At 63.6% G+C, this 20916-nt stretch carries 17 protein-coding genes, 2 tRNA genes and 1 pseudogene; 7 read left to right on the top strand and 13 right to left on the bottom strand.

Annotated elements, in window-relative coordinates:
• Nucleotides 1-2 precede the first annotated feature (2 nt).
• Both VUG52_RS03285 and VUG52_RS03280 read right to left on the bottom strand, forming a co-directional pair.
• Nucleotides 3-917: an ABC transporter permease subunit gene (locus VUG52_RS03285; RefSeq protein WP_028688242.1), complete on the bottom strand. Its 915-nt coding sequence runs from the start codon at nt 915-917 to the stop codon at nt 3-5.
• Nucleotides 918-1073: 156 nt separating this feature from the next.
• Entirely contained in the window at nt 1074-2210 is a 1137-nt protein-coding gene (locus VUG52_RS03280) for a branched-chain amino acid ABC transporter substrate-binding protein (RefSeq protein WP_050707126.1), read from the bottom strand.
• A gap of 441 nt (nt 2211-2651) precedes the next feature.
• Here VUG52_RS03280 and pncB point away from each other — a divergent pair, with 441 nt between their 5' ends.
• Both pncB and nadE read left to right on the top strand, forming a co-directional pair.
• On the top strand, nt 2652-3857 hold the full coding sequence (gene pncB / locus VUG52_RS03275) for a nicotinate phosphoribosyltransferase (RefSeq protein WP_050707127.1): 1206 nt from the start codon (nt 2652-2654) through the stop codon (nt 3855-3857).
• 3 nt (nt 3858-3860) lie between these two features.
• Complete coding sequence (gene nadE, locus VUG52_RS03270; protein WP_050707128.1) at nt 3861-4688, top strand: ammonia-dependent NAD(+) synthetase; 828 nt, start codon at nt 3861-3863, stop codon at nt 4686-4688.
• Nucleotides 4689-4799: 111 nt separating this feature from the next.
• Here nadE and azu read toward each other — a convergent pair whose 3' ends face one another.
• Nucleotides 4800-5246 (bottom strand): azurin, encoded by a 447-nt coding sequence (gene azu / locus VUG52_RS03265; RefSeq protein ID WP_050707129.1) that lies wholly within the window; start codon nt 5244-5246, stop codon nt 4800-4802.
• 348 nt (nt 5247-5594) lie between these two features.
• Between azu and VUG52_RS03260 the strand changes: the two genes are divergently transcribed.
• Complete coding sequence (locus VUG52_RS03260; RefSeq protein ID WP_062572684.1) at nt 5595-6182, top strand: TIGR00730 family Rossman fold protein; 588 nt, start codon at nt 5595-5597, stop codon at nt 6180-6182.
• A 129-nt stretch (nt 6183-6311) separates the two neighbouring features.
• Here VUG52_RS03260 and VUG52_RS03255 read toward each other — a convergent pair whose 3' ends face one another.
• The 8 genes from VUG52_RS03255 to rnr all read right to left on the bottom strand — a co-directional run bounded on the left by VUG52_RS03255 (nt 6312) and on the right by rnr (nt 15998).
• Nucleotides 6312-8609: a YgiQ family radical SAM protein gene (locus VUG52_RS03255; RefSeq protein WP_262951943.1), complete on the bottom strand. Its 2298-nt coding sequence runs from the start codon at nt 8607-8609 to the stop codon at nt 6312-6314.
• 220 nt (nt 8610-8829) lie between these two features.
• Complete coding sequence (gene dnaB, locus VUG52_RS03250; protein WP_023629368.1) at nt 8830-10227, bottom strand: replicative DNA helicase; 1398 nt, start codon at nt 10225-10227, stop codon at nt 8830-8832.
• Between the two features lie 113 nt (nt 10228-10340).
• The gene (gene rplI / locus VUG52_RS03245) at nt 10341-10787 is read right to left on the bottom strand and encodes a 50S ribosomal protein L9 (RefSeq protein WP_011535934.1); all 447 of its coding nucleotides are present in this window, start codon (nt 10785-10787) and stop codon (nt 10341-10343) included.
• Between the two features lie 20 nt (nt 10788-10807).
• A complete protein-coding gene (locus VUG52_RS03240) occupies nt 10808-11674 on the bottom strand; it encodes a hypothetical protein (protein WP_262951946.1) in 867 nt (288 codons plus the stop codon).
• Nucleotides 11675-11709: 35 nt separating this feature from the next.
• Entirely contained in the window at nt 11710-11940 is a 231-nt protein-coding gene (gene rpsR, locus VUG52_RS03235) for a 30S ribosomal protein S18 (RefSeq protein ID WP_003249563.1), read from the bottom strand.
• A 28-nt stretch (nt 11941-11968) separates the two neighbouring features.
• Nucleotides 11969-12394 carry a 30S ribosomal protein S6 gene (gene rpsF, locus VUG52_RS03230; protein ID WP_011535936.1) on the bottom strand — a complete coding sequence of 142 codons (426 nt, stop codon included), beginning with the start codon at nt 12392-12394 and terminating at the stop codon, nt 11969-11971.
• A 287-nt stretch (nt 12395-12681) separates the two neighbouring features.
• Nucleotides 12682-13428 (bottom strand): 23S rRNA (guanosine(2251)-2'-O)-methyltransferase RlmB, encoded by a 747-nt coding sequence (gene rlmB / locus VUG52_RS03225; RefSeq protein ID WP_050707132.1) that lies wholly within the window; start codon nt 13426-13428, stop codon nt 12682-12684.
• A complete protein-coding gene (rnr, locus tag VUG52_RS03220; protein ID WP_050707133.1) occupies nt 13425-15998 on the bottom strand; it encodes a ribonuclease R in 2574 nt (857 codons plus the stop codon). The genes rlmB and rnr overlap by 4 nt, the downstream gene beginning before the upstream one ends.
• A gap of 271 nt (nt 15999-16269) precedes the next feature.
• Between rnr and VUG52_RS03215 the strand changes: the two genes are divergently transcribed.
• The 4 genes from VUG52_RS03215 to VUG52_RS03200 all read left to right on the top strand — a co-directional run bounded on the left by VUG52_RS03215 (nt 16270) and on the right by VUG52_RS03200 (nt 19394).
• Nucleotides 16270-16356 (top strand) — tRNA-Leu (locus VUG52_RS03215).
• Nucleotides 16357-16443: 87 nt separating this feature from the next.
• Nucleotides 16444-16530 (top strand) — tRNA-Leu (locus tag VUG52_RS03210).
• Nucleotides 16531-16815: 285 nt separating this feature from the next.
• Nucleotides 16816-17829 carry an extracellular solute-binding protein gene (locus tag VUG52_RS03205; protein ID WP_050707134.1) on the top strand — a complete coding sequence of 338 codons (1014 nt, stop codon included), beginning with the start codon at nt 16816-16818 and terminating at the stop codon, nt 17827-17829.
• Nucleotides 17829-19394 (top strand): ABC transporter permease, encoded by a 1566-nt coding sequence (locus VUG52_RS03200; RefSeq protein ID WP_262951981.1) that lies wholly within the window; start codon nt 17829-17831, stop codon nt 19392-19394. The genes VUG52_RS03205 and VUG52_RS03200 overlap by 1 nt, the downstream gene beginning before the upstream one ends.
• Before the next feature lie 148 nt (nt 19395-19542).
• On the opposite strand, the gene VUG52_RS27190 is transcribed toward VUG52_RS03200, so the two are convergent.
• Complete coding sequence (locus tag VUG52_RS27190) at nt 19543-20247, bottom strand: methyl-accepting chemotaxis protein (RefSeq protein WP_371349751.1); 705 nt, start codon at nt 20245-20247, stop codon at nt 19543-19545.
• A 201-nt stretch (nt 20248-20448) separates the two neighbouring features.
• A pseudogene (locus VUG52_RS27185) lies at nt 20449-20661 on the bottom strand (methyl-accepting chemotaxis protein); the annotation flags it as partial.
• Nucleotides 20662-20916: the final 255 nt, after the last annotated feature.

The following is a 20916-nucleotide window of genomic DNA, read 5'->3' as shown; positions in this document are numbered from 1 at the left end:
GTTCACACCTTAGCCACGAGCGGGCGACCCAGCAGGCCTTGGGGACGGAAGATGAGGATCATCACCAGCAGCGAGAAGCTGAACACGTCCTTGTAGTCGGAGTTGATCAGGCCGGAGAACAACGACTCGGAGATCCCCAGGATGATGCCGCCGAGCATCGCCCCCGGCAGCGAGCCGATGCCGCCGAGCACCGCGGCGGTGAATGCCTTGATGCCGATGATGAAGCCGGCGTAGAAGTCGAAGGTGCCGTAGTTCATGGTGATCAGCACGCCGGCCAGCGCGGCCATCACCGCGCCGATGACGAACACGTAGGAGATCACCCGGTCGGTGTTGATGCCCAGGATCGAGGCCATCTTGCGATCCTGCTGCGTCGCCCGGCACATGCGTCCGAGCTTGGTGTACTTGATGACATAGGTGAGCAACGCCATGCCGACGAAGGCGGCCACCAGGATGAAGATCTTGGTGTAGGTCAGCTGCACGAAGCCGGTGCCCACCTCGATGCGCATGGCCCCTTCGAGCAGGGTCGGCACGCCTTGCTGGCGGGCGCCCTGGCTGATCTGCGCGTAGTTCTGCAGGATCAGCGAGATGCCGATGGCGCTGATCAGCGGGGCCAGGCGGGTGGAGTTGCGCAGGGGTTTGTAGGCGATGCGTTCGATGGTGAAGCCATAGACGCCGGTAACGACGATGGTGAACAACAGGGTGCCCAGCATCAGCAGCGGAAACGACTCGATACCAAAGTAGGCCAGCAATGCCAGGCTGATCGCCGCGAGGTACGCGGAGATCATGTACACCTCGCCGTGCGCGAAGTTGATCATGCCGATGATGCCATAGACCATTGTGTAGCCGATGGCGATCAGGCCGTAGACCGACCCGAGGGTCAGGCCGTTGACCAGTTGCTGCAGGAAAATACCATCCATAACGCAATCTCACCTGATTGAGATTGCACGAGCGCCGACCACGCAGGATCCGGATGCAACGGCCCTCGCAGCGCAGAACTGTGCAGATCTACTGACAATGACAGGTACCGCGGGGCTACGGCCCGGTGCGAAACGCACGCGGGCCGTTGGCCATTGTTATTTTTGTTTTTCCAGCTGGTGGTACTTGCCGTTGGCATCCCACTGGTAGACCACGTAGTCGGAGACGGTCAGGTCGCCCTTCTGGTCCCACTTCTTCTCGCCCATGACGGTCTTGACCGGGTTGGCCTTGAGCCACTTGGCGGCGTCTTCGCCCTTGTTCGACTTGGCGCCGTTGAAGGCGGCGGCCAGGGCCTGGACCGAAGCGTAGGCGTACAGTGTGTAACCCTCAGGCTCGGTGCCGTTCTTGCGGAACTCCTCCACCACAGTCTTGCTGTCGGGCAGCAGGCGCGGGTCGGCGCCGAAGGTCATGTACACGCCGTTGGTGTACTGGGCGCCGCCGGCGGTGGCCACCAGTTCGTCGGTGACGATGCCGTCGTCGGACATGAACGCCACGTCCTTCAGGCCCTGCTCGCGCAGCTGGCGTACCAGCGGACCGGCCTCCGGGTGCAGGCCGCCGAAGTAGACGACATCGGCACCGGCGGCGCGGATCTTGGTGACCACGGCGCTGAAGTCCTTCTCGCCACGGGTCAGGCCTTCGTACAGCACAGGTTTGACGCCACGTTTTTCCAGTTGTGCCTTGGTCGCGTCGGCCAGGCCTTGGCCGTAGGTGTCCTTGTCGTGCAGCACGACGACCTTCTTGCCCTTGAGCACATCGACGATGTAATTGCCGGCGACGATGCCCTGCTGGTCGTCACGGCCGCACATGCGGAACATCGCGGACAGGCCGCGCTCGGTCACCTGCGGGTTGGTGGAGCCTGGGGTGATGGCGATCACGCCGGCCTCGTCGTAGACCTCGGAAGCGGGAATGGTGTTGGAGGAGCAGAAGTGACCAACCACGCCCGCCACCTTGTCCTGGTCGACCAGGCGGTTGGCCACGGCCACGGCCTGCTTCGGCTCGCAGGCGTCATCGCCCTTGACCAGGACGATCTTCTCGCCGTTCACGCCACCGGCCTTGTTGATCACATCGGCCGCTGCCTGCGCACCTTTCATGTACTGCTCGCCAAACGCTGCGTTGGCCCCGGTCATGGGACCCGCGACGCCGATCTTGATGTCGGCCTGAACATACGAAGAAACACCCAGTGCCGTGGCTACGGCCAGTGCCAGGAAACCTTTCTTGTAAAACGTCTGCGACATGAGGTGGTGCTCCTAGAGTATTTTTTTTGGTTGGCACTACAACTTCTCAGCCCTGTGCTCCGAGCAAGGGCCGTGCCAGTGGTTTTGTCTTCCGGGAAAACACACGACAGGGGGTGAACAGAGGCGACCGGCGGCCTTTTCTTTATTGAGCGTGCAACCGTCTACTGCGCAACGAGCGCCACCGACACGCCTAGACAAGGAGCAACCTTCGAGCGCCATCATTGCAACCCTTGCGAGTGTTAACGTGCAACCGACCTGTAACAGCGGACGTCACCGAACTGCACACCGCTGGTGCGCGACTGCTACAGGCGGCACCGTTTGAAGGCTAGCTGGCGCACGGAAAAATACCTGCAAAGGCCACGATGGCAGGCAGCGTGGGAGCGGGCCTGCCCCGCGATCTGGCACAATGGTCGCCATTGCCCGCCTTGGAGCTTCCCCCTGATGAGCGAGAGCGCATTCGCCGAGCGCATCGTGCACAACCTGCTCGACACCGACTTCTACAAACTGACGATGATGCAGGCCGTCCTGCACAACTACCCGGACGCCGACGTCGAATGGGAATTCCGTTGCCGCAATGGCGAGGACCTGCGGCCCTACCTGGGCGAGATCCGCAACCAGCTCGAACTGCTCAGCGAGCTGACCCTGGATGACGATCAGCTGGGCTTCCTCGAGCGCATCAGCTTCCTCAAGCCGGACTTCCTGCGCTTCCTGCGCCTGTTCCGCTTCAACCTGCGCTATGTGCGCATCGGCATCGAAAACGATCAGTTGTTCCTGCGCCTGCGCGGCCCCTGGCTGCATGTGATCCTGTTCGAGGTGCCGTTGCTGGCGATCATCAGCGAGGTGCGCAACCGCCACCTGCACCCGCGCATGCGCCTGGCCGAAGCCCGCGACCAGCTTTACCGCAAGTTCGACTGGCTGCGCGCCCACGCCAGCGACGACGAACTGGCCCACCTGCAGGTGGCCGACTTCGGCACCCGCCGGCGCTTCTCCAGCCGCGTGCAGGAAGAGGTAGTGCGGGTGCTGCGCGATGAGTTCCCGGGCCGCTTCGTCGGCACCAGCAACGTCGACCTGGCATGGAAACTGGATATCAAGCCCCTGGGCACCATGGCCCACGAGTGGATCATGGCCCACCAGCAGCTCGGCCCGCGGCTGATCGACAGCCAGATCGCCGCGCTGGACTGCTGGGTCCGCGAATACCGTGGATTGCTCGGTATCGCCCTGACCGACTGCATCACCATGGATGCCTTCCTCCAGGACTTCGATCTGTACTTCGCCAAACTGTTCGACGGCCTGCGCCACGACTCGGGCGAGCCGGTGGCCTGGGCCGAGAAGGCCATCGCCCACTACCAGAAGCTGGGGATCGACCCGATGACCAAGACCCTGGTGTTCTCCGACGGCCTGAACCTGACCCGCTCGCTGGAGATCTTCCGGGCCCTGCGCGGGCGCATCAATGTCAGCTTCGGTATCGGCACCAACCTGACCTGCGACATCCCCGGTGTGGCACCGATGAACATCGTGCTTAAAATGACCGACTGCAACGGCTCGCCGGTGGCGAAGATTTCCGACGAAGCCGCCAAGACCCAGTGCCGCGACGCGAACTTCGTCGCCTACCTGCGTCACGTATTCAAAGTCCCCAGCAAGGAGTAACCCATGCAAGCCGTTCAGCAAGAGATTGCCCGGGCGCTCAAGGTGCAGCCGCCGTTCGCAGACGCCGCCGCGCTCGAGCGGGAAGTCGCCCGGCGCGTGGCTTTCATCAAGGACTGCCTGGCCAATGCCCGGCTCAAGACCCTGGTACTGGGCATCAGCGGCGGCGTCGACTCGCTGACCGCCGCCCTGCTCGCCCAGCGCGCCATCAACGAGCTGCGCAGCGAAACCGGTGACCAGGCCTACACCTTCATCGCCGTGCGCCTGCCGTACCATGTGCAGCACGACGAGCACGACGCCCAGGCTTGCCTGGAGGTGATCAAGGCCGACGAGGTGCACACCATCGACATCGCCCCGGCGGTGAAGGCCCTGGCGGCGGAAGTTCAGGAGCTGAAAAATGGCTCGCCGACCCTGGTGGACTTCGTCGTCGGCAACGTCAAGGCGCGCACGCGCATGGTCGCCCAGTACACCGTCGCCGGCGCCCGCGCGGGCCTGGTGATCGGCACCGACCACGCCGCCGAGGCGGTGATGGGGTTCTTTACCAAGTTCGGTGACGGGGCGTGCGACCTGGCGCCGCTGAGCGGGCTGGTGAAGAACCAGGTGCGGGCCATCGCGCGCAGCTTCGGCGCGCCAGAGTCGCTGGTGGAGAAGGTGCCGACCGCGGACCTGGAAGACCTCGAGCCGGGCAAGCCGGACGAGGCGTCACACGGCGTGACCTACCAGCAGATCGATGCGTTCCTGCATGGGCAGCCGGTCGATCAGGCAGCGTTCGACATCATCGTCGCCACCTACCGCAAGACCCAGCACAAGCGCGAGCTGCCGTTCGCGCCCTGAATAGCATGAGGTTGAACGTGGGAGCGGGCTTGCCCCGCGATGACATCGGTGATTTCACCATCGCCATCGCGGGGCAAGCCCGCTCCCACAGGGTACTGCGTCAGGTTTTGATTACTTGACGACGACCTTGCCCTTCATCATCGAGATGTGGCCCGGGAAGGTGCAGAAGAAGCTGTAGTCGCCACCGGCTTCCAGCTTCGAGGTGTCGAGCTTGATGGTGTCCTTCTCGCCGGCACCGATCATCTTGGTGTGGCCGATGATCGCGGCGTTGTCAGCCTTGATGTAGTCCTTGTCCAGGCCTTGCGACATGCCTTCGGTGGCGATGGCCTGCATGTCGGCGGTCTTGCTGATCACCAGGTTATGGCCCATGACGTTCTTCGGCAGGCTGCCACCGTGGGTCAGTTCGATCTCGACGGTCTTGCAGCTCTTGTCGATGGTGAATTCCTTGGTGTTGAACGACATCTGGTCGGTCGAGTCGACAGTCACCTTGCAGTCGGCGGCAAAGACAGAGGCGCTGGCGAGGGTCAGCAGGGATACCGCTACAGCTTTCGCAAACATCATGAATCTCCTTGGCAGGGTTTTATCAATTGCGAGACTGCCTGAAAACCGGACGCCCGTACCTGATGTGGGTCAAGGGGTGTCAAGTGGCCAGGCAGTAGATTTGTTCAATGGATTGTATACAACCAATCAAAGTGCACATCATGCCCTCTTGATAGACGATGGGACAACCTCTCATTTAGGAGTTGAATGAAATGTCCCTTTCCAGCTTCATGAACAGCCTGCTCGCCGCCTACGCCCACGGTGCCAGTGGCGCCACCTGCGAGTTCGCCCGCCCCGAGTGATCTCCCCCTTGGAAGCGACAGGCATGCGCCTTACCCTGTGCGCGCATGTAAAGGGAGATAAGCAATGCCTGTACGTTCCGTTTGTGTCTTCTGCGGCGCCAGCATCGGTGCCAACCCCGCCTATCGCGAAGCCGCCGTGGCCCTGGGCCAGGCCATCGCCCGCCGTGGCCTGACCCTGGTCTATGGCGGTGGCGCGGTCGGCCTGATGGGCACCGTTGCCGATGCCGCGCTGGCTGCTGGTGGCGAAGTCATCGGTATCATTCCGCAAAGCCTGATGAACGCCGAGATCGGCCACAAGGGCCTGTCCCGCCTGGAAGTGGTGGACGGCATGCACGCGCGCAAGGCGCGCATGGCCGAGCTCAGCGATGCCTTCATCGCCCTGCCGGGTGGCCTGGGCACGCTGGAGGAGCTGTTCGAGGTGTGGACCTGGGGGCAACTGGGCTATCACGCCAAGCCGCTGGGGCTGCTGGATGTGAACGGGTTCTATGAAAAGCTGGGCGGGTTCCTCGACCATATCGTCGAAGAGGGCTTCGTGCGGCCGCAGCATCGGGCGATGCTGTTGCTGGGGCAGCAGCCGGATGAGCTGCTGGACGGGATGGATCGGTTCGAATCGCCGGTGTTGCCGAAGTGGGTCGACAAGCAGCCGGATTGAAGACTGAGAGCCTGGGACCGCGTTGCGGTCCTTTCGCGGCACAAGGCCGCTCCTACAGGTGAATGCGATCCCCTGTAGGAGCGGCCTTGTGCCGCGAAAGGGCTGCGCAGCAGCCCCAAAATGGACCAGTTAGCGCGGAATGACCGGCTGGCGCGGCTTCTTGCCCTTGCCGCCCTTGGCTGCCTCTTTGCGCTCCTTGGCCGCCTGCTGGTTGCGGGCGAATGCCTCGGCCTTGGCCTTCTCGCGCTTGTCCCACGGCTTGCTGCCGTCACTGGCGCGCGGTGGCAGCCCGGTGTGCTGGGTGAGGATCTTCTGGTCCTTGCCCACCTTGTGACTGCCGGCGGGCGTCGAGTTCTTGCGCCGCGCGCTCTGGTAGCTGTCGGTCTGCGGCTGGTGCAGCGGGATCAGCTGGTGCTTGCCCGGCCCGATCAGGTCGGCGCGGCCCATGCGCTGCAGCGCTTCACGCAGCATCGGCCAGCCCTTCGGATCGTGGTAGCGCAGGAACGCCTTGTGCAACCGGCGCTGCTCCTCGCTCTTGACGATCTCCACCCCTTCGCTCTTGTAGGTGACCTTGCGCAGCGGGTTCTTGCCCGAGTGGTACATGGCGGTGGCCGAGGCCATCGGCGAGGGGTAGAACGCCTGCACCTGGTCGGCGCGGAAACCGTTGCCCTTGAGCCACAGGGCCAGGTTCATCATGTCTTCGTCGGTGGTGCCCGGGTGCGCGGCGATGAAGTACGGGATCAGGTACTGCTCCTTGCCGGCTTCCTTCGAGAACTTCTCGAACATGCGCTTGAAGCGGTCGTAGGTGCCGATGCCCGGCTTCATCATCTTGTCCAGCGGGCCACGCTCGGTGTGCTCCGGGGCGATCTTCAGGTAGCCGCCGACGTGGTGGGTGACCAGCTCGCGCACGTACTCCGGCGACTCGACCGCCAGGTCGTAGCGCAGGCCCGAGGCGATCAGGATCTTCTTCACCCCCGGCAGGGCACGGGCCTTGCGATACAGCTCGATCAGCGAGCTGTGGTCGGTGTTGAGGTTCTCGCAGATGCCCGGGAACACGCACGACGGCTTGCGGCAGTGCTTCTCGATGTCGTGGCTCTTGCAGGCGATGCGGTACATGTTGGCGGTCGGGCCGCCGAGGTCGGAGACCACGCCGGTGAAGCCCGGCACCTTGTCGCGCATCTCCTCGATCTCGTGCAGGATCGATTCGTGGGAGCGGTTCTGGATGATCCGGCCTTCGTGCTCGGTGATCGAGCAGAAGGTGCAGCCACCGAAGCAGCCACGCATGATGTTCACCGAGAAGCGGATCATCTCGTAGGCCGGGATGCGCTCCTTGCCATAGGCCGGGTGCGGGATACGCGCATACGGCATGCCGAACACGTAGTCCATTTCCTCGGTGGTCATGGGAATGGGTGGCGGGTTGAACCACACATCCACGTCGCCATGCTTCTGTACCAGGGCGCGGGCGTTGCCCGGGTTGGTCTCCAGGTGCAGCACGCGGTTGGCGTGGGCGTAGAGCACCGGGTCGTTGCGCACCTTCTCGAACGACGGCAGGCGGATCACCGACTTCTCGCGGGTGACGCTCGGGCTGTCGAGAATCTGCACGACCTTGGCTTCGTTCGGGTCTTCCTGCTCGCCCTTGGCCTGCTCGATGGCACAGGCCTGGGTGTCCTGGGTGTTCACGTACGGGTTGATGATCTTGTCGACCCGGCCCGGACGGTCGATGCGGGTGGAGTCGATCTCGAACCAGCCCTGCGGCGTGTCACGGCGAATGAATGCGGTACCGCGCACGTCGGTGATGTGCTCGATGTTTTCGCCCTGGGACAGGCGCTGGGCGACCTCGACGATCGCCCGCTCGGCGTTGCCGTACAGCAGGATGTCGGCGCTGGCGTCGACCAGGATCGAGTGGCGGACCTTGTCCTGCCAGTAGTCGTAGTGGGCGATGCGGCGCAGCGAGGCCTCGATGCCGCCGAGCACGATCGGTACATGCTTGTAGGCTTCCTTGCAGCGCTGGCTGTACACCAGGCTGGCACGGTCAGGGCGCTTGCCGGCCATGCCGCCGGGGGTGTAGGCGTCATCGGAACGGATCTTCTTGTCCGCGGTGTAGCGGTTGATCATCGAGTCCATGTTGCCCGCCGCGACGCCGAAGAACAGGTTCGGCTCGCCGAGCTTCATGAAGTCGTCCTTCGACTGCCAGTTCGGCTGGGCGATGATGCCTACGCGGAAACCCTGGGCTTCCAGCAGGCGGCCAATGATGGCCATGCCGAACGACGCATGGTCGACGTAGGCGTCGCCGGTCACGATGATGATGTCGCAGGAATCCCAGCCGAGCTGATCCATCTCCTCCCTGCTCATCGGCAGGAAAGGCGCTGGCCCGAAGCATTCGGCCCAGTACTTGGGATAGTCGTAGAGTGGTTTGGCTGCTTGCATGTCAGTGACCGGTTCTAATGTGCAGGAAAATCGCGGGCGCGGAATATAGCACAAATTTTGACCAAATCCGACGGTAGTGGTCGGATTCAAGCGTGCGAACAAATATCACTGTGGGAGCGAGCTTGCCTCGCGATGACATCGGTGAATTCACCATCGCCATCGCGGGGCAAGCCCGCTCCCACGATCCGCTACCACAGGGGGCCAGTCCAGGCCGAGGGCTTTATTCGTCGTCGTCGAAGTTGTACATGCCCGGGGCGAGGTTCTCGAAGCGGGTGTACTTGCCGATGAACGCCAGGCGCACGAAGCCGATGGGGCCGTTACGCTGCTTGCCGATGATGATCTCGGCCACGCCCTTGTGCTCGGTCTCGGGGTGATACACCTCGTCGCGGTAGACGAACATGATCACGTCGGCGTCCTGCTCGATCGCGCCCGATTCACGAAGGTCGGAGTTGACCGGGCGCTTGTTGGGGCGCTGCTCCAGGGAGCGGTTGAGCTGCGACAGGGCGATCACCGGGCAGTTGAATTCCTTGGCCAGTGCCTTGAGCGAGCGGGAGATCTCGGAAATCTCGTTGGTCCGGTTGTCACCGGCCGAACCCGGAATCTGCATCAGCTGCAGGTAGTCGACCATGATCATGGCGATCTCGCCATGCTCGCGGGCCAGCCGGCGGGTACGCGCACGCATCTCCGAGGGGCTGATACCGGCGGTATCGTCGATGAACAGCTTGCGGTCGTTAAGCAGGTTCACCGCCGAGGTCAGGCGCGGCCAGTCATCGTCGTCCAACTGGCCGGAACGTACCTTGGTCTGGTCGATCCGCCCGAGCGACGAGAGCATACGCATGATCAGCGATTCACCGGGCATCTCGAGGGAGAACACCAGCACCACCTTGTCGCTGCGCAACACGGCGTTTTCCACCAGGTTCATGGCGAAGGTGGTCTTGCCCATCGACGGACGGCCGGCGACGATGATCAGGTCGGCCGCCTGCAGGCCGCTGGTCTTCTCGTCCAGGTCGGTGAAACCGGTGGACACGCCGGTGATGTCGCTGTCGGAGTTGAACAGCGTGTCGATGCGGTCGATGGCCATGGTCAACAGCTCGTTGACCCCCACCGGGCCACCGGTCTTCGGCCGCGCCTCGGCGATCTGGAAGATCTGCCGTTCGGCGTCGTCGAGGATCTCCTCGGCGTTGCGCCCCTGGGGGTTGAAGGCGTTGTCGGCGATGTCGGTGCTGATGCTGATCAGCTGACGCAGCGTGGCCCGCTCGCGGATGATCGCGGCGTAGGCCTTGATGTTGGCCACCGACGGGGTGTTCTTGGCCAGCTCGGCCAGGTACGCCAGGCCGCCGACCTGGGTGGACACGCCTTCCTTGTCCAGCTGCTCGTGCAGGGTCACCACGTCGAACGGCTGGTTCGCGTCCACCAGCTTGTGAATGGCGCGGAAGATCAGGCGGTGGTCATGCCGGTAGAAATCGCCGTCCGACACCTGGTCCAGCACCCGCTCCCAGGCGTTGTTGTCCAGCATCAGGCCACCGAGCACGGCCTGTTCGGCCTCGATGGAATGCGGCGGCACCTTCAGGGCGGCGGTTTGCAGGTCGAGCTGTTCGGGAGTGGTGATCTCGTTCATGGCCACGAAAGAATTCTGGGGGATGAAAAAGACAAAGGGCACGGCCTGTTCAACACAGGACCGTGCCCGATGTTAACCGTCTGACCCACAGGGAGCCAGCCGGTCAGCGCAGCTTAGGCAGCTACGACGACCACACGTACGGTGGCTTCAACGTCGCTGTGCAGGTGCACGGCTACGTCGTATTCGCCAACCTGACGGATGGTGCCGTTCGGCAGACGAACTTCAGCCTTGGCCACTTCAACGCCGGAGGCGGTCAGGGCATCAGCGATGTCGTGGGTGCCGATCGAACCGAACAGCTTGCCTTCGTCGCCAGCGGTGGCAGTGATGGTCACTTCCAGCTCGGCCAGTTGGGCAGCGCGGCTTTCAGCCGAAGCTTTCTTGTCTGCTGCGGCTTTTTCCAGCTCGGCGCGGCGTTCTTCGAACGCGGCCAGGTTGGCGGCGTTGGCAACGGTGGCCTTGCCGAATGGCAGCAGGAAGTTACGGCCGTAACCAGCCTTAACGTTTACTTTGTCGCCCAGGTTGCCCAGGTTGGCGACTTTTTCCAGCAGGATCAGTTCCATTTGGTAAAACCTCTTAACTTTTAACCTTCACCGTTCGCGGAGTCGTCACCCTGTGAAGGGGACTTGCGACCGCGAAAATCAATCAGGCTGTCGACAATGGCCAAAACCACGAGCAACGGATACATCAGCTGCATGAGCAGCGGCAGCGTCACGTACATCCCCACCAGCCAGAAACCGGCCAGTCGCCGCTGCGCCACCAGCCCATGAACCAGGGCGATGCCAGCAAGCAGCAGCACCAGGCTGGAGGCGGTGGCCAGGACGATGAACGACGACCCGAGGAACGGGCCCAGCACCATCAATGACACCAGCACCAGCATTGGCACCAGCGGCAGCCTCAGCTCGCGAAACTCGCGGGCGAAACCACCGGGGTTGTACAACGCCGCCTGCCAATAGCGCGCCAGCATCAGAGCCAGCAGGCTGAACAGCTGCAGCATTACCGCACTGGAAGCGACCAGCAAAGGGCCGATCAGCTCACCAGGTAGTACCGGTTGGCCCTCGATCTGCGGCAGGGCTTTTTCAAGCGCCTTGGCCAGCACCTCGAAGGTCTCGCGCATCACCGCGTCCAGGATCAGGCTGTACAGCAAGCCTAATGCGACACTGGACAGCAACACCCGGGTCCAGGAATGCCCGGCCCGCAACAAGGCGGCCAGACTCAGCGTTCCCAACAGCACCAGCAAGGTGCTCGGTTCGCCGAAGAACGCGATGATCAACGCTGGCAAAAGGCCCCAGGCAATGACCGATGACGCGTCCTTGAACCCGCGCCGCAGGAACACCAGGCTCCCGGCGGCGGCACTCAACCAGAACAGCAGCGGCAGTACCGCGCTGATGACCACCACGAGGGTGGCCTGCACACGACCGCGCATGATGAAACTTGCCAACGCTCGCATGCTTATCCCTTGCTACTTAAGTCGACGACCCGGTCTCAGCGGCCGTGGCTGTCGGTGTAGGGCAGCAGGGCCAGGAAGCGGGCGCGCTTGATAGCGGTAGCCAGCTGACGCTGATAACGAGCTTTGGTACCGGTGATGCGGCTTGGAACGATCTTGCCGGTTTCGGATACGTAAGCTTTCAGGGTGTTGAGATCTTTGAAGTCGATCTCTTTCACGTCTTCAGCAGTGAAGCGGCAGAATTTACGACGACGGAAGAAACGTGCCATGTGATTGGCTCCTCAAAAGGTCCGTGGATTACTCGTCAGCGTTATCGCTGTTGTCGCTGTCATTGCTGTCGTCGCCTTCGGCGCCATCAGCATGCTCAGGACGTTCGCGACGCTCACGGCGCTCGCTGCGGTTCTCTTCTGCCTTGAGCATCTCGGACGGGCCGGTAACGGCTTCGTCACGACGGATGACCAGGTTACGGATCACGGCATCGTTGTAGCGGAAGTTGTCTTCCAGCTCGGCCAGGGCCTTGCCGGTGCACTCAACGTTCAGCATCACGTAGTGAGCCTTGTGAACATTGTTGATTGCGTAGGCCAGTTGACGACGGCCCCAGTCTTCCAGACGGTGGATCTTGCCGCCGTCTTCTTCGATCAGCTTGGTGTAACGCTCAACCATGCCGCCGACTTGCTCGCTCTGGTCCGGGTGAACCAGGAAGATGATTTCGTAATGACGCATGAATGCTCCTTACGGGTTAGTAGTCTGCCAGCGAATCTGGTCAGACAAGGAGTGAATGACACTGTAAGTCTTGCCCCGGCGTGTAGGCGCATGCGCACCGGCCAGCTGGCAAGGGGCGCAATTGTAGAGAAGGCCGGGGGGACAAGCAAGGTGATTGGCGAATATTTGAACAGCCAGAAACATATTCAGCCTTGTGGAGCACAACGTGGGAGCGGGCTTGCCCCGCGATACGATGTTGAACCTTCCATCGCCATCGCGGGGCAAGCCCGCTCCCACGTTTTTACCTGCTAGCGCTTGGCCTGGCGCTGACGCACGGCCTCGAACAGGCACACCCCGGTCGCCACCGAGACGTTCAGGCTGCTGACGCTGCCCGCCATCGGCAACTTGACCAGGAAATCGCAGTGCTCGCGGGTCAGGCGGCGCATGCCCTTGCCTTCGGCGCCCATGATCATCACCAGCGGGCCGGTTAGGTCCTGCTGGTAGATCTCCTGCTCGGCCTCGCCGGCAGTGCCGACCACCCACAGGCCACGCTGCTGGAGTTTTTCCAGGGTGCGGGACAGGTTGGTCACGGCCACCAGCGGAATCACTTCCGCGGCGCCGCAGGCCACTTTGCGCACCACGGCGGTCAGGCTCGCGGACTTGTCCTTGGGAATCACCACGGCGGTGGCACCCGCAGCATCGGCAGTGCGCAGGCAAGCGCCAAGATTGTGCGGATCGGTGACACCATCGAGCACCAGGATCAGCGGCGGCGTTTCGGTGCGTTCGAGCAACTCCTCGAGCATCAATTCGCCCCACACCTGGCTCGGGCTCACCTCGGCGACCACGCCCTGGTGCACACCCTCGACCCAGGCGTCGAGCTCACGACGCTCGGCCTGGCCGACCTGGACGCGGTTTTCTGCGGCCAGGGCCAGCAAGGCCTGGATGCGCGGCTCGCTGCGCCCCTCGGACAGCCAGATCTGCTTGACGCGCTTGGGATGGTGCTGCAGCAGCGCCTGCACGGCATGCACACCGTAGATCTTTTCCAGCTGACTCATGACTTGCTCTTGCCCTTACGTGGCGCGCCGGACTTCGACGGCCCCTTGCGATGCTTGGTCTTGCCCGACGCCTTGGCGCCCTTCTCCGCCTTGCCGCCAGCGTGAGCGCTGTGCTTGGCGTCGCTCATCAGCGCCTTTTTCATCTCGCGGCTCTTGCGCACCTCGGCGTTGCGCTGCACCGCGTCTTTCGGGAAGTACGCCTCGGCGGTCTCGCTCTTGCGGCTGCGCGGCTTGGGCGAGATCTTCGCCTCGGGCGCCGCTGCCGGCTCCGCCGCGGCCTTGCCGGCAGGCGCGGCGGACTTGCGGCCGACCGGCGCGTTGACGGTGGCCTCGGACATCTCGAAATCGATCTTGCGCTGTTCGAGATCGACGCGCATGACCTTGACCTCGACCGTGTCGCCCAGGCGGAAGCTGCGGCCGCTGCGCTCGCCCGACAGACGGTGGTGTACCGGGTCGAAGTGGTAGTAGTCGCCCGGCAGGGCGCTGACATGCACCAGGCCTTCGACATAGATGTCGGTCAACTCGATGAACAGGCCGAAACCGGTCACCGCAGTGATCACGCCGGGGAAGGTCTCGCCGACACGGTCACGCATGTATTCGCACTTGAGCCAGTTGACCACGTCGCGGGTAGCCTCGTCGGCACGGCGCTCGGTCATCGAGCACTGTTCGCCCATCTGCTCGAGGGTGTTCTCGTCGTACGGGTAGATGCGCGCCTTGGGAATGCTCATGGCGCCGGCACGCTTGACGTGCGGGGTATCGACCTTGGAGCGGATCACGCTGCGGATGGCACGGTGCACCAGCAGGTCCGGGTAACGGCGGATCGGCGAGGTGAAGTGGGTGTAGGCCTCGTAGTTCAGGCCGAAGTGGCCGTTGTTCTCGACGCTGTACACCGCTTGGCTCAACGAGCGCAGCATGACGGTCTGGATCAGGTGGAAGTCCGGACGCCCGGCGATGCTCGCCAGCAGTTGCTGGTAGTCCTTGGGCGATGGGTCCTTGCCCTTGTGCAGGGTCAGGCCCAGCTCGCCGAGGAAGGCGCGCAGCTTTTCCAGGCGCTCCGGCGGCGGACCGTCGTGCACGCGGTACAGCGCAGGCACGTTGTGCTTCTGCAGGAACTCGGCGGTGGCGACGTTGGCCGCCAGCATGCATTCCTCGATCAGCTTGTGGGCATCGTTGCGCACGGTCGGACGAATTTCGTCGATCTTGCGGTCTTCGCCGAAGATGATCCGGGTTTCCTGGGTTTCGAAGTCGATCGCGCCACGGGTGTGACGGGCGTCGACCAGCACCTTGTACAGGTTGTACAGGTTCTTCAGGTCCGGCAGGACTTCCTTGTATTCCTCGCGCAGCGCCTTGCCTTCACGGGTACGGGCATGTTCGAGCATGCTGCTGACCTTGTTGTAGGTCAGGCGCGCGTGGGAGTGGATCACCCCTTCGTAGAACTGGTAGTCGACCATCTGGCCGGCCTTGTTCATGGTCATTTCGCAGACCATGGCCAGGCGATCGACGTGCGGGTTCAGCGAGCACAGGCCGTTGGACAGCTCCTCGGGGAGCATCGGCACCACGCGCTCGGGGAAGTACACCGAGTTGCCGCGCTGCTGGGCCTCGACATCCAGGGCCGAGCCCAGGCGCACGTAGCTGGACACGTCGGCGATCGCCACGTACAGGCGCCAGCCGCCGGAGAACAGGCGCAGCTTGCCCAGCGGTTCGCAATAGACGGCGTCGTCGAAGTCGCGGGCATCCTCACCGTCGATGGTGACGAACGGCAGGTGGCGCAGGTCGACGCGCTTTTCCTTGTCCTTCTCCTCGACTTCGGAGCGGAACTTGCGCGCTTCCTTGATCACGTCCTTCGGCCAGACATGCGGGATGTCATAGCTGCGCAGGGCGATGTCGATTTCCATGCCCGGCGCCATGTAGTTGCCGATCACCTCGACCACGTCGCCCTGGGGCTGGAAGCGTGGGGTTGGCCAGTGGGTGATCTTGATCGAGACGAACTGGCCGATCTTGGCGCCGCCGTTGCGCCCGGCGGTGACCAGCACTTCCTGCTGGATCTTCGGGTTGTCCGGGGTCACGTAGCCAATGCCGCCTTCTTCGAAGTAGCGGCCGACCACGCTTTCGTGGGCGCGGGAGATGACTTCGACCAGCACGCCTTCGCGGCGGCCACGGCGGTCGACGCCGGAGACCCGGGCCAGGCCGCGGTCACCGTCGAACACCAGGCGCATCTGCGCCGGACTGAGGAACAGGTCCTCGCTGCCGTCGTCGGGGATCAGGAAGCCGAAGCCATCACGGTGACCGGATACGCGGCCGCAGATCAGGTCGAGCTTGTCCACCGGGGCATAGGTGCCGCGCCGGGTATAGATAAGCTGACCATCGCGCTCCATGGCACGCAGGCGGCGGCGCAGGGCTTCGATCTGGTCTTCTTCATAAAGACCGAACTCTTCGGCCAGCTGTTCGCGGGCAGCCGGTTCGCCACGGTCGGCGAGGCGCTGCAGGATCAGCTCACGGCTGGGGATGGGGTTGTCGTATTTTTCCGCTTCGCGAGCGGCCTCGGGATCGAGGGATTGCCAATCGGCCATCAGAAAGGATTCACCTTGGGGTATATAGAGTGGAATTCTGGCATAGGCGTATTGAAACCGGAAATGTCAGCCTTGGACAGCCCCGGCAGTGCGTCCGTCGTGCAGCAATAGGCCTGCGGAATCAACAAGTTGAATTTTTTGAATTTTTTTTCGTTCGGGGGGTTTACAGGCATCAGGAGCGTCCGTATAGTGCGCACCACAACGACGGACAACCCCGAAGTTGTAGTAGAGATGAACGACGCTGTAAAGCATCTTGTAATCTCGAATGTGTGCCCAGGTGGCGGAATTGGTAGACGCGCTGGTTTCAGGTATCAGTGGCTTAACGGCCGTGGAAGTTCGAGTCTTCTCCTGGGCACCAAATTTTTCAAGTAACAGATGACCAAGGATCTGTTACTACTGTGTGAAAGCGAACGATAGTCGCCTTCATCAGATGATGCAAAGCTTTGCCCAGGTGGCGGAATTGGTAGACGCGCTGGTTTCAGGTATCAGTGACTTAACGGTCGTGGAAGTTCGAGTCTTCTCCTGGGCACCATACAAAAACCCACTAGCTTGCTAGTGGGTTTTTTCTTGCCTGCGATTTTTGCAGCCATCTAACGCGCCCCCCCCTGTAGGAGCGGCCTTGTGCCGCGAAAGGGTCGCACAGCGACCCCGGCGATCTTGACGTGAACGCTGAAACCGAGGGCCGCTGTGCGGCCCTTTCGCGGCAAAAGGCCGCTCCTAAACAGATCCCATGAATTTCCCGTCATACGCCCATTTGAGAAACAATTTCGTTTACCATTGTTTCCAAATATGTAGCCGTAAGCGAGGAAGTACCCGCATGACGATCCGCCCGCAACCGCTGATGCGCACCCTGGCCGCCGCAGTTCTGAGCCTGGTGATCGGCGCACCGGCCGCCCTGGCAGACGAACCGGTCACGCTGACGATGTACAACGGCCAGCACAAGGAAATCGGCGACGCCATCGCCAAGGCCTACGAGGCCAAGACCGGCATCCATATCAATATCCGCAAGGGCAGCAGCAACCAGCTGGCCAGCCAGATCATCGAGGAAGGCGCACGCTCGCCGGCCGACATCATCTACACCGAGGAATCCCCGCCCCTGAACAACCTGGGCGAGCTGGGCCTTCTGGCGAAGATCGACGACGCCACCGCGAACATGATGCCCAAGGAATACGTAGGTGCGAATGGCACCTGGATGGGCATCACCGCCCGTACCCGTATCGTGGTGTTCAACCCGAAGAAGATCGACGAGAAAGACCTGCCGACCACGGTCATGGACTTCGCCAACCCCGAGTGGGAAGGGCGCGTCGGCTACGTCCCCACCAGCGGCGCCTTCCAGGAACAGGCCGTGGCCATCCTGAAGATGCATGGCCGCGAAGCCACCGAAGAATGGCTGACCGGCCTGAAAGCCTTCGGCAAGACCTACACCAACAACATGGTGGCCCTCAAGGCCGTGGAAAAAGGCGAAGTGGCCGCAGTACTGGTGAACAACTACTACTGGTATGCCCTCGAGCGCGAGCGCGGCAAGCTGGACTCCAAGCTGTACTACCTGGCCGATGGCGATGCCGGCAACCTGGTCACCATTTCCGGCGCCGCAGTGGTCAAGGCCAGCAAGCACCCCAAGGAAGCCCAGGCCCTGCTCAACTGGATGGCCAGCGAAGAAGGCCAGCGGGTGATCACCCAGACCACCGCCGAATATCCGCTGCACAAGGGCATGGTCTCGGACCGTGGTCTGAAGCCGTTCGAGGATCTGCGCCCACCGAAGATCTCGCCGGCCGACCTTGGCAATGCCGAGGAAGCCATCGAGCTCGAACGTGAGGTTGGCCTGCTCTGATGACTGCCGCCCTGCCCTCGCCCGCCTTGTCGCGCTTCGTACCGAAGCGCAAGCGGCCCTCCGTCTGGGTGGTGCTGCCCGTGTTGTTCCTGGTGGCGATGAGCCTGTTGCCACTGCTTTATGTCGGACTCAAGGCCTGGGAAGCCGGCTGGCACGAAGCCCTGCGCCTGCTCTGGCGTCCGTTTGTCTGGGGCCTGCTGCGCAACACCCTGCTGCTGATGGTCGGCGTCACCGTGCTGTGCCTGGTGCTGGGCGTGGCCCTGGCCTGGCTGCTGGAGCGCAGCGACCTGCCGGGGCGGCGCCTGTGGGGCGTGGTGCTGTGCCTGCCGTTCGCCGTGCCGTCGTTCGTCAGCAGCTTCACCTGGGTGTCGCTGAGTTCGGACTTCGAGGGCTTGGGTGGGGCCATTCTGGTGATGGCGCTGTCGAAATACCCGCTGGTGTTCCTGCCGGTGGCCGCCACCCTGCGCAACCTCGACACCTCGCTGGAGGAATCGGCGCGCACCCTGGGCTGCGGTCGCTGGGGCGTGTTCCACAAGATCACCCTGCCGCTGCTGTGGCCATCGATGCTGGGCGGCGCGCTGCTGATCGCCCTGCACATGCTGGTGGAGTTCGGTGCCCTGTCGATCCTCGGCCTGCAGACCTTCACCACGGCGATCTACCAGCAGTTCGAGCTGGAATTCAGCAACGCCAACGCGGCCATGCTCTCGGCGGTGCTGCTGGTCATGTGCCTGGCGATGCTGTGGCTGGAACTGCGGGTGCGCGGCAAGGCCCGCCATGTGCGCATTGGCCAGGGCGTCGCTCGTCGCGCGCAGCCGCTTCGCCTGCGCGGCTGGATGCCACTGGGGCAATTGTTCTGCCTGGCCCTGGCGGTGCTGGGCAGCGGCATTCCGCTGGCAATGCTCGGCTACTGGCTCAGCGTCGGGTCGTCGGCGGCCTTCCCGGTCGCGGCCATCGGCAAGGCCTTGGCCACGTCGCTGTCGGTATCCCTGGGCGGCGCCGGCTTCTGCGTGTTGCTGGCCCTGCCGATCAGCTTCCTGGTGGTGCGCTACAAAGGACGCCTGGCGATCTGGGCCGAGCGCCTGCCGTACCTGCTGCACGCCCTGCCCGGACTGGTGATCGCCCTGACCCTGGTGTTCTTCGCCCTGCACTATGTGCCGGCGCTGTACCAGACCACCGCGCTGCTGATCCTGGCCTATGCCCTGTTGTTCCTGCCCTTGGCGCAGTCGCCGGTGCGCACCGCACTGAACAAGGCCTCGCCGACCCTGGAAGAAGCCGCGCGCACCCTGGGTGCGAGCAGTTTCGCGGCGTTCTGCCGGGTCACCCTGCCGATCATCTTCCCGGCGATGGCGGCGGCATTTGCCCTGGTGTTCCTGGATGCGATGAAGGAGTTGACCGCGACCCTGCTGCTCAGCCCGACCGGCATGACCACCCTGGCCACCGAGGTGTGGGCGCACACCGCCAACGTCGAGTTCGCGGCGGCGGCGCCTTATGCGGCGTTGCTGATCGTGGTGTCGGGATTGCCGGTGTATCTGCTGACCACGCGGATGTATCTGAACAAGGCCTGACAGGCCACACCGCACCTGTAGGAGCGGCCTTGTGCCGCGAAAGGGGCGCGAAGCGCCCCCAGCAAGCTTTGCGTCAACGCCGAAATCCTGGGGGCGCTTCGCACCCCTTTCGCGGCACAAGGCCGCTCCTACAGGGATCGCACAACCCTCAAGCCCTGAACTGCCCCAGGCTGGCACGCAACTGCGCCGCCAGGTCATCCAGTACCTTGCTGCTGGCCGTGGTCTGCATCACCACCTCGGCCGAGCGCTCGGCCTGGGCATGGATATTCTCCACCCGCCCGCGCACCGCCTGCGCGCCATTGGCCTGCTGCTCCGCCGCGCGGGTGGCCAGGCCGATCGCCGCGTGCACCTGCTCCACCGCCGCCTGCACCGACTGCTGACGACGTTCGTTGTCGCGCAGCACCAGCAGGCCTTCGCTGGCCTGGCGCCCGGCCTGGCTGATGGTCGCCACCGCTTCCTTGGCCCCCTGCTGCAGGGCGGCGATATGCGACTGGATATCCCCGGTCGAGCTCTGCGTCTTGCTCGCCAGCGCCCGCACCTCGTCGGCCACCACGGCGAAACCACGCCCGGTTTCGCCGGCCCGAGCCGCCTCGATGGCGGCGTTCAGCGCCAACAGGTTGGTCTGCTCGGCAATACCATGGATCACCGTCAGCACCACCTCGATCTGTTCGCTCTGCTTGGCCAGGCGCTCGATCACCTGGGAGCCGGTCTGCACCTCGCCGGCCAGGTTCTCGATCAACCGCGCCAGCTGGGTGGAGGCGCGGCTGTTCTCGTCGGTGGCCTGACGAATGTCCACCACCTGCTGCAACGCCGCCTGCATGGCATGACTCTCGGCCTGGGCCTCGTCGGCCATGCTCGACAGGTCGCGCAGGCTGGCCGCCACTTCGTCGCGTTGCAGCGCGGCAGCGGCATCGGCCCCCGCATTGCGCTGGGCCATGCTGCCGATCTCCACGCCGGTGCGCTGTGCTACCTCACCGGCCTCGCGAACGATGGGCTGGAGTTTGTCGACGAAGCGGTTGACCGCCGAGGCCATGTCGCCGATCTCGTCACGGCTGTCGAGCTTGACCCGCTTGGTCAGGTCGCCCTCGCCCGCGGCCAGGTCGTTCAGCGCGGCGATCAGCAGGCCGAGCTTGCTCAGCACCCGGCGCCCGAGCACCACCGCCACCACCAACAGCACGCCCAGCCCGACCAGCACCAGGCCCAGGCCGATGCGCCAGCGCAGCTCGGCGGCGGCATCGCGCACGGTCTGCGCGGTATTGGCCTGCATCGCCGTGGCGCTGTTCTGCGCCGTCTCCAGCCGCGCCCGCAGGGCCTTGCCGCTGTCGGCGGCGGCAGCCACCAGGCTGTCGCCGACCAATTGCTCACCACTGGCGATCAGCGCGGCGAAGCGCTGGTCGAGGGCCTTGAGCTCCTGGTCGACGCCGGCGGTGGAGACGCCCATCAGCACCTTGCCGATCTCGGCACCGTTGGGGTTGATCGAGGCCTCGACGTAGTACACCGACGGATCCTTGCGCGCGGCATC

The organism is Pseudomonas sp. LH21, assembly GCF_036549575.1.
Classification (GTDB): Bacteria; Pseudomonadota; Gammaproteobacteria; order Pseudomonadales; family Pseudomonadaceae; genus Aquipseudomonas; species Aquipseudomonas peradeniyensis.
This window is presented reverse-complemented; position numbering and strand designations above follow the sequence as displayed.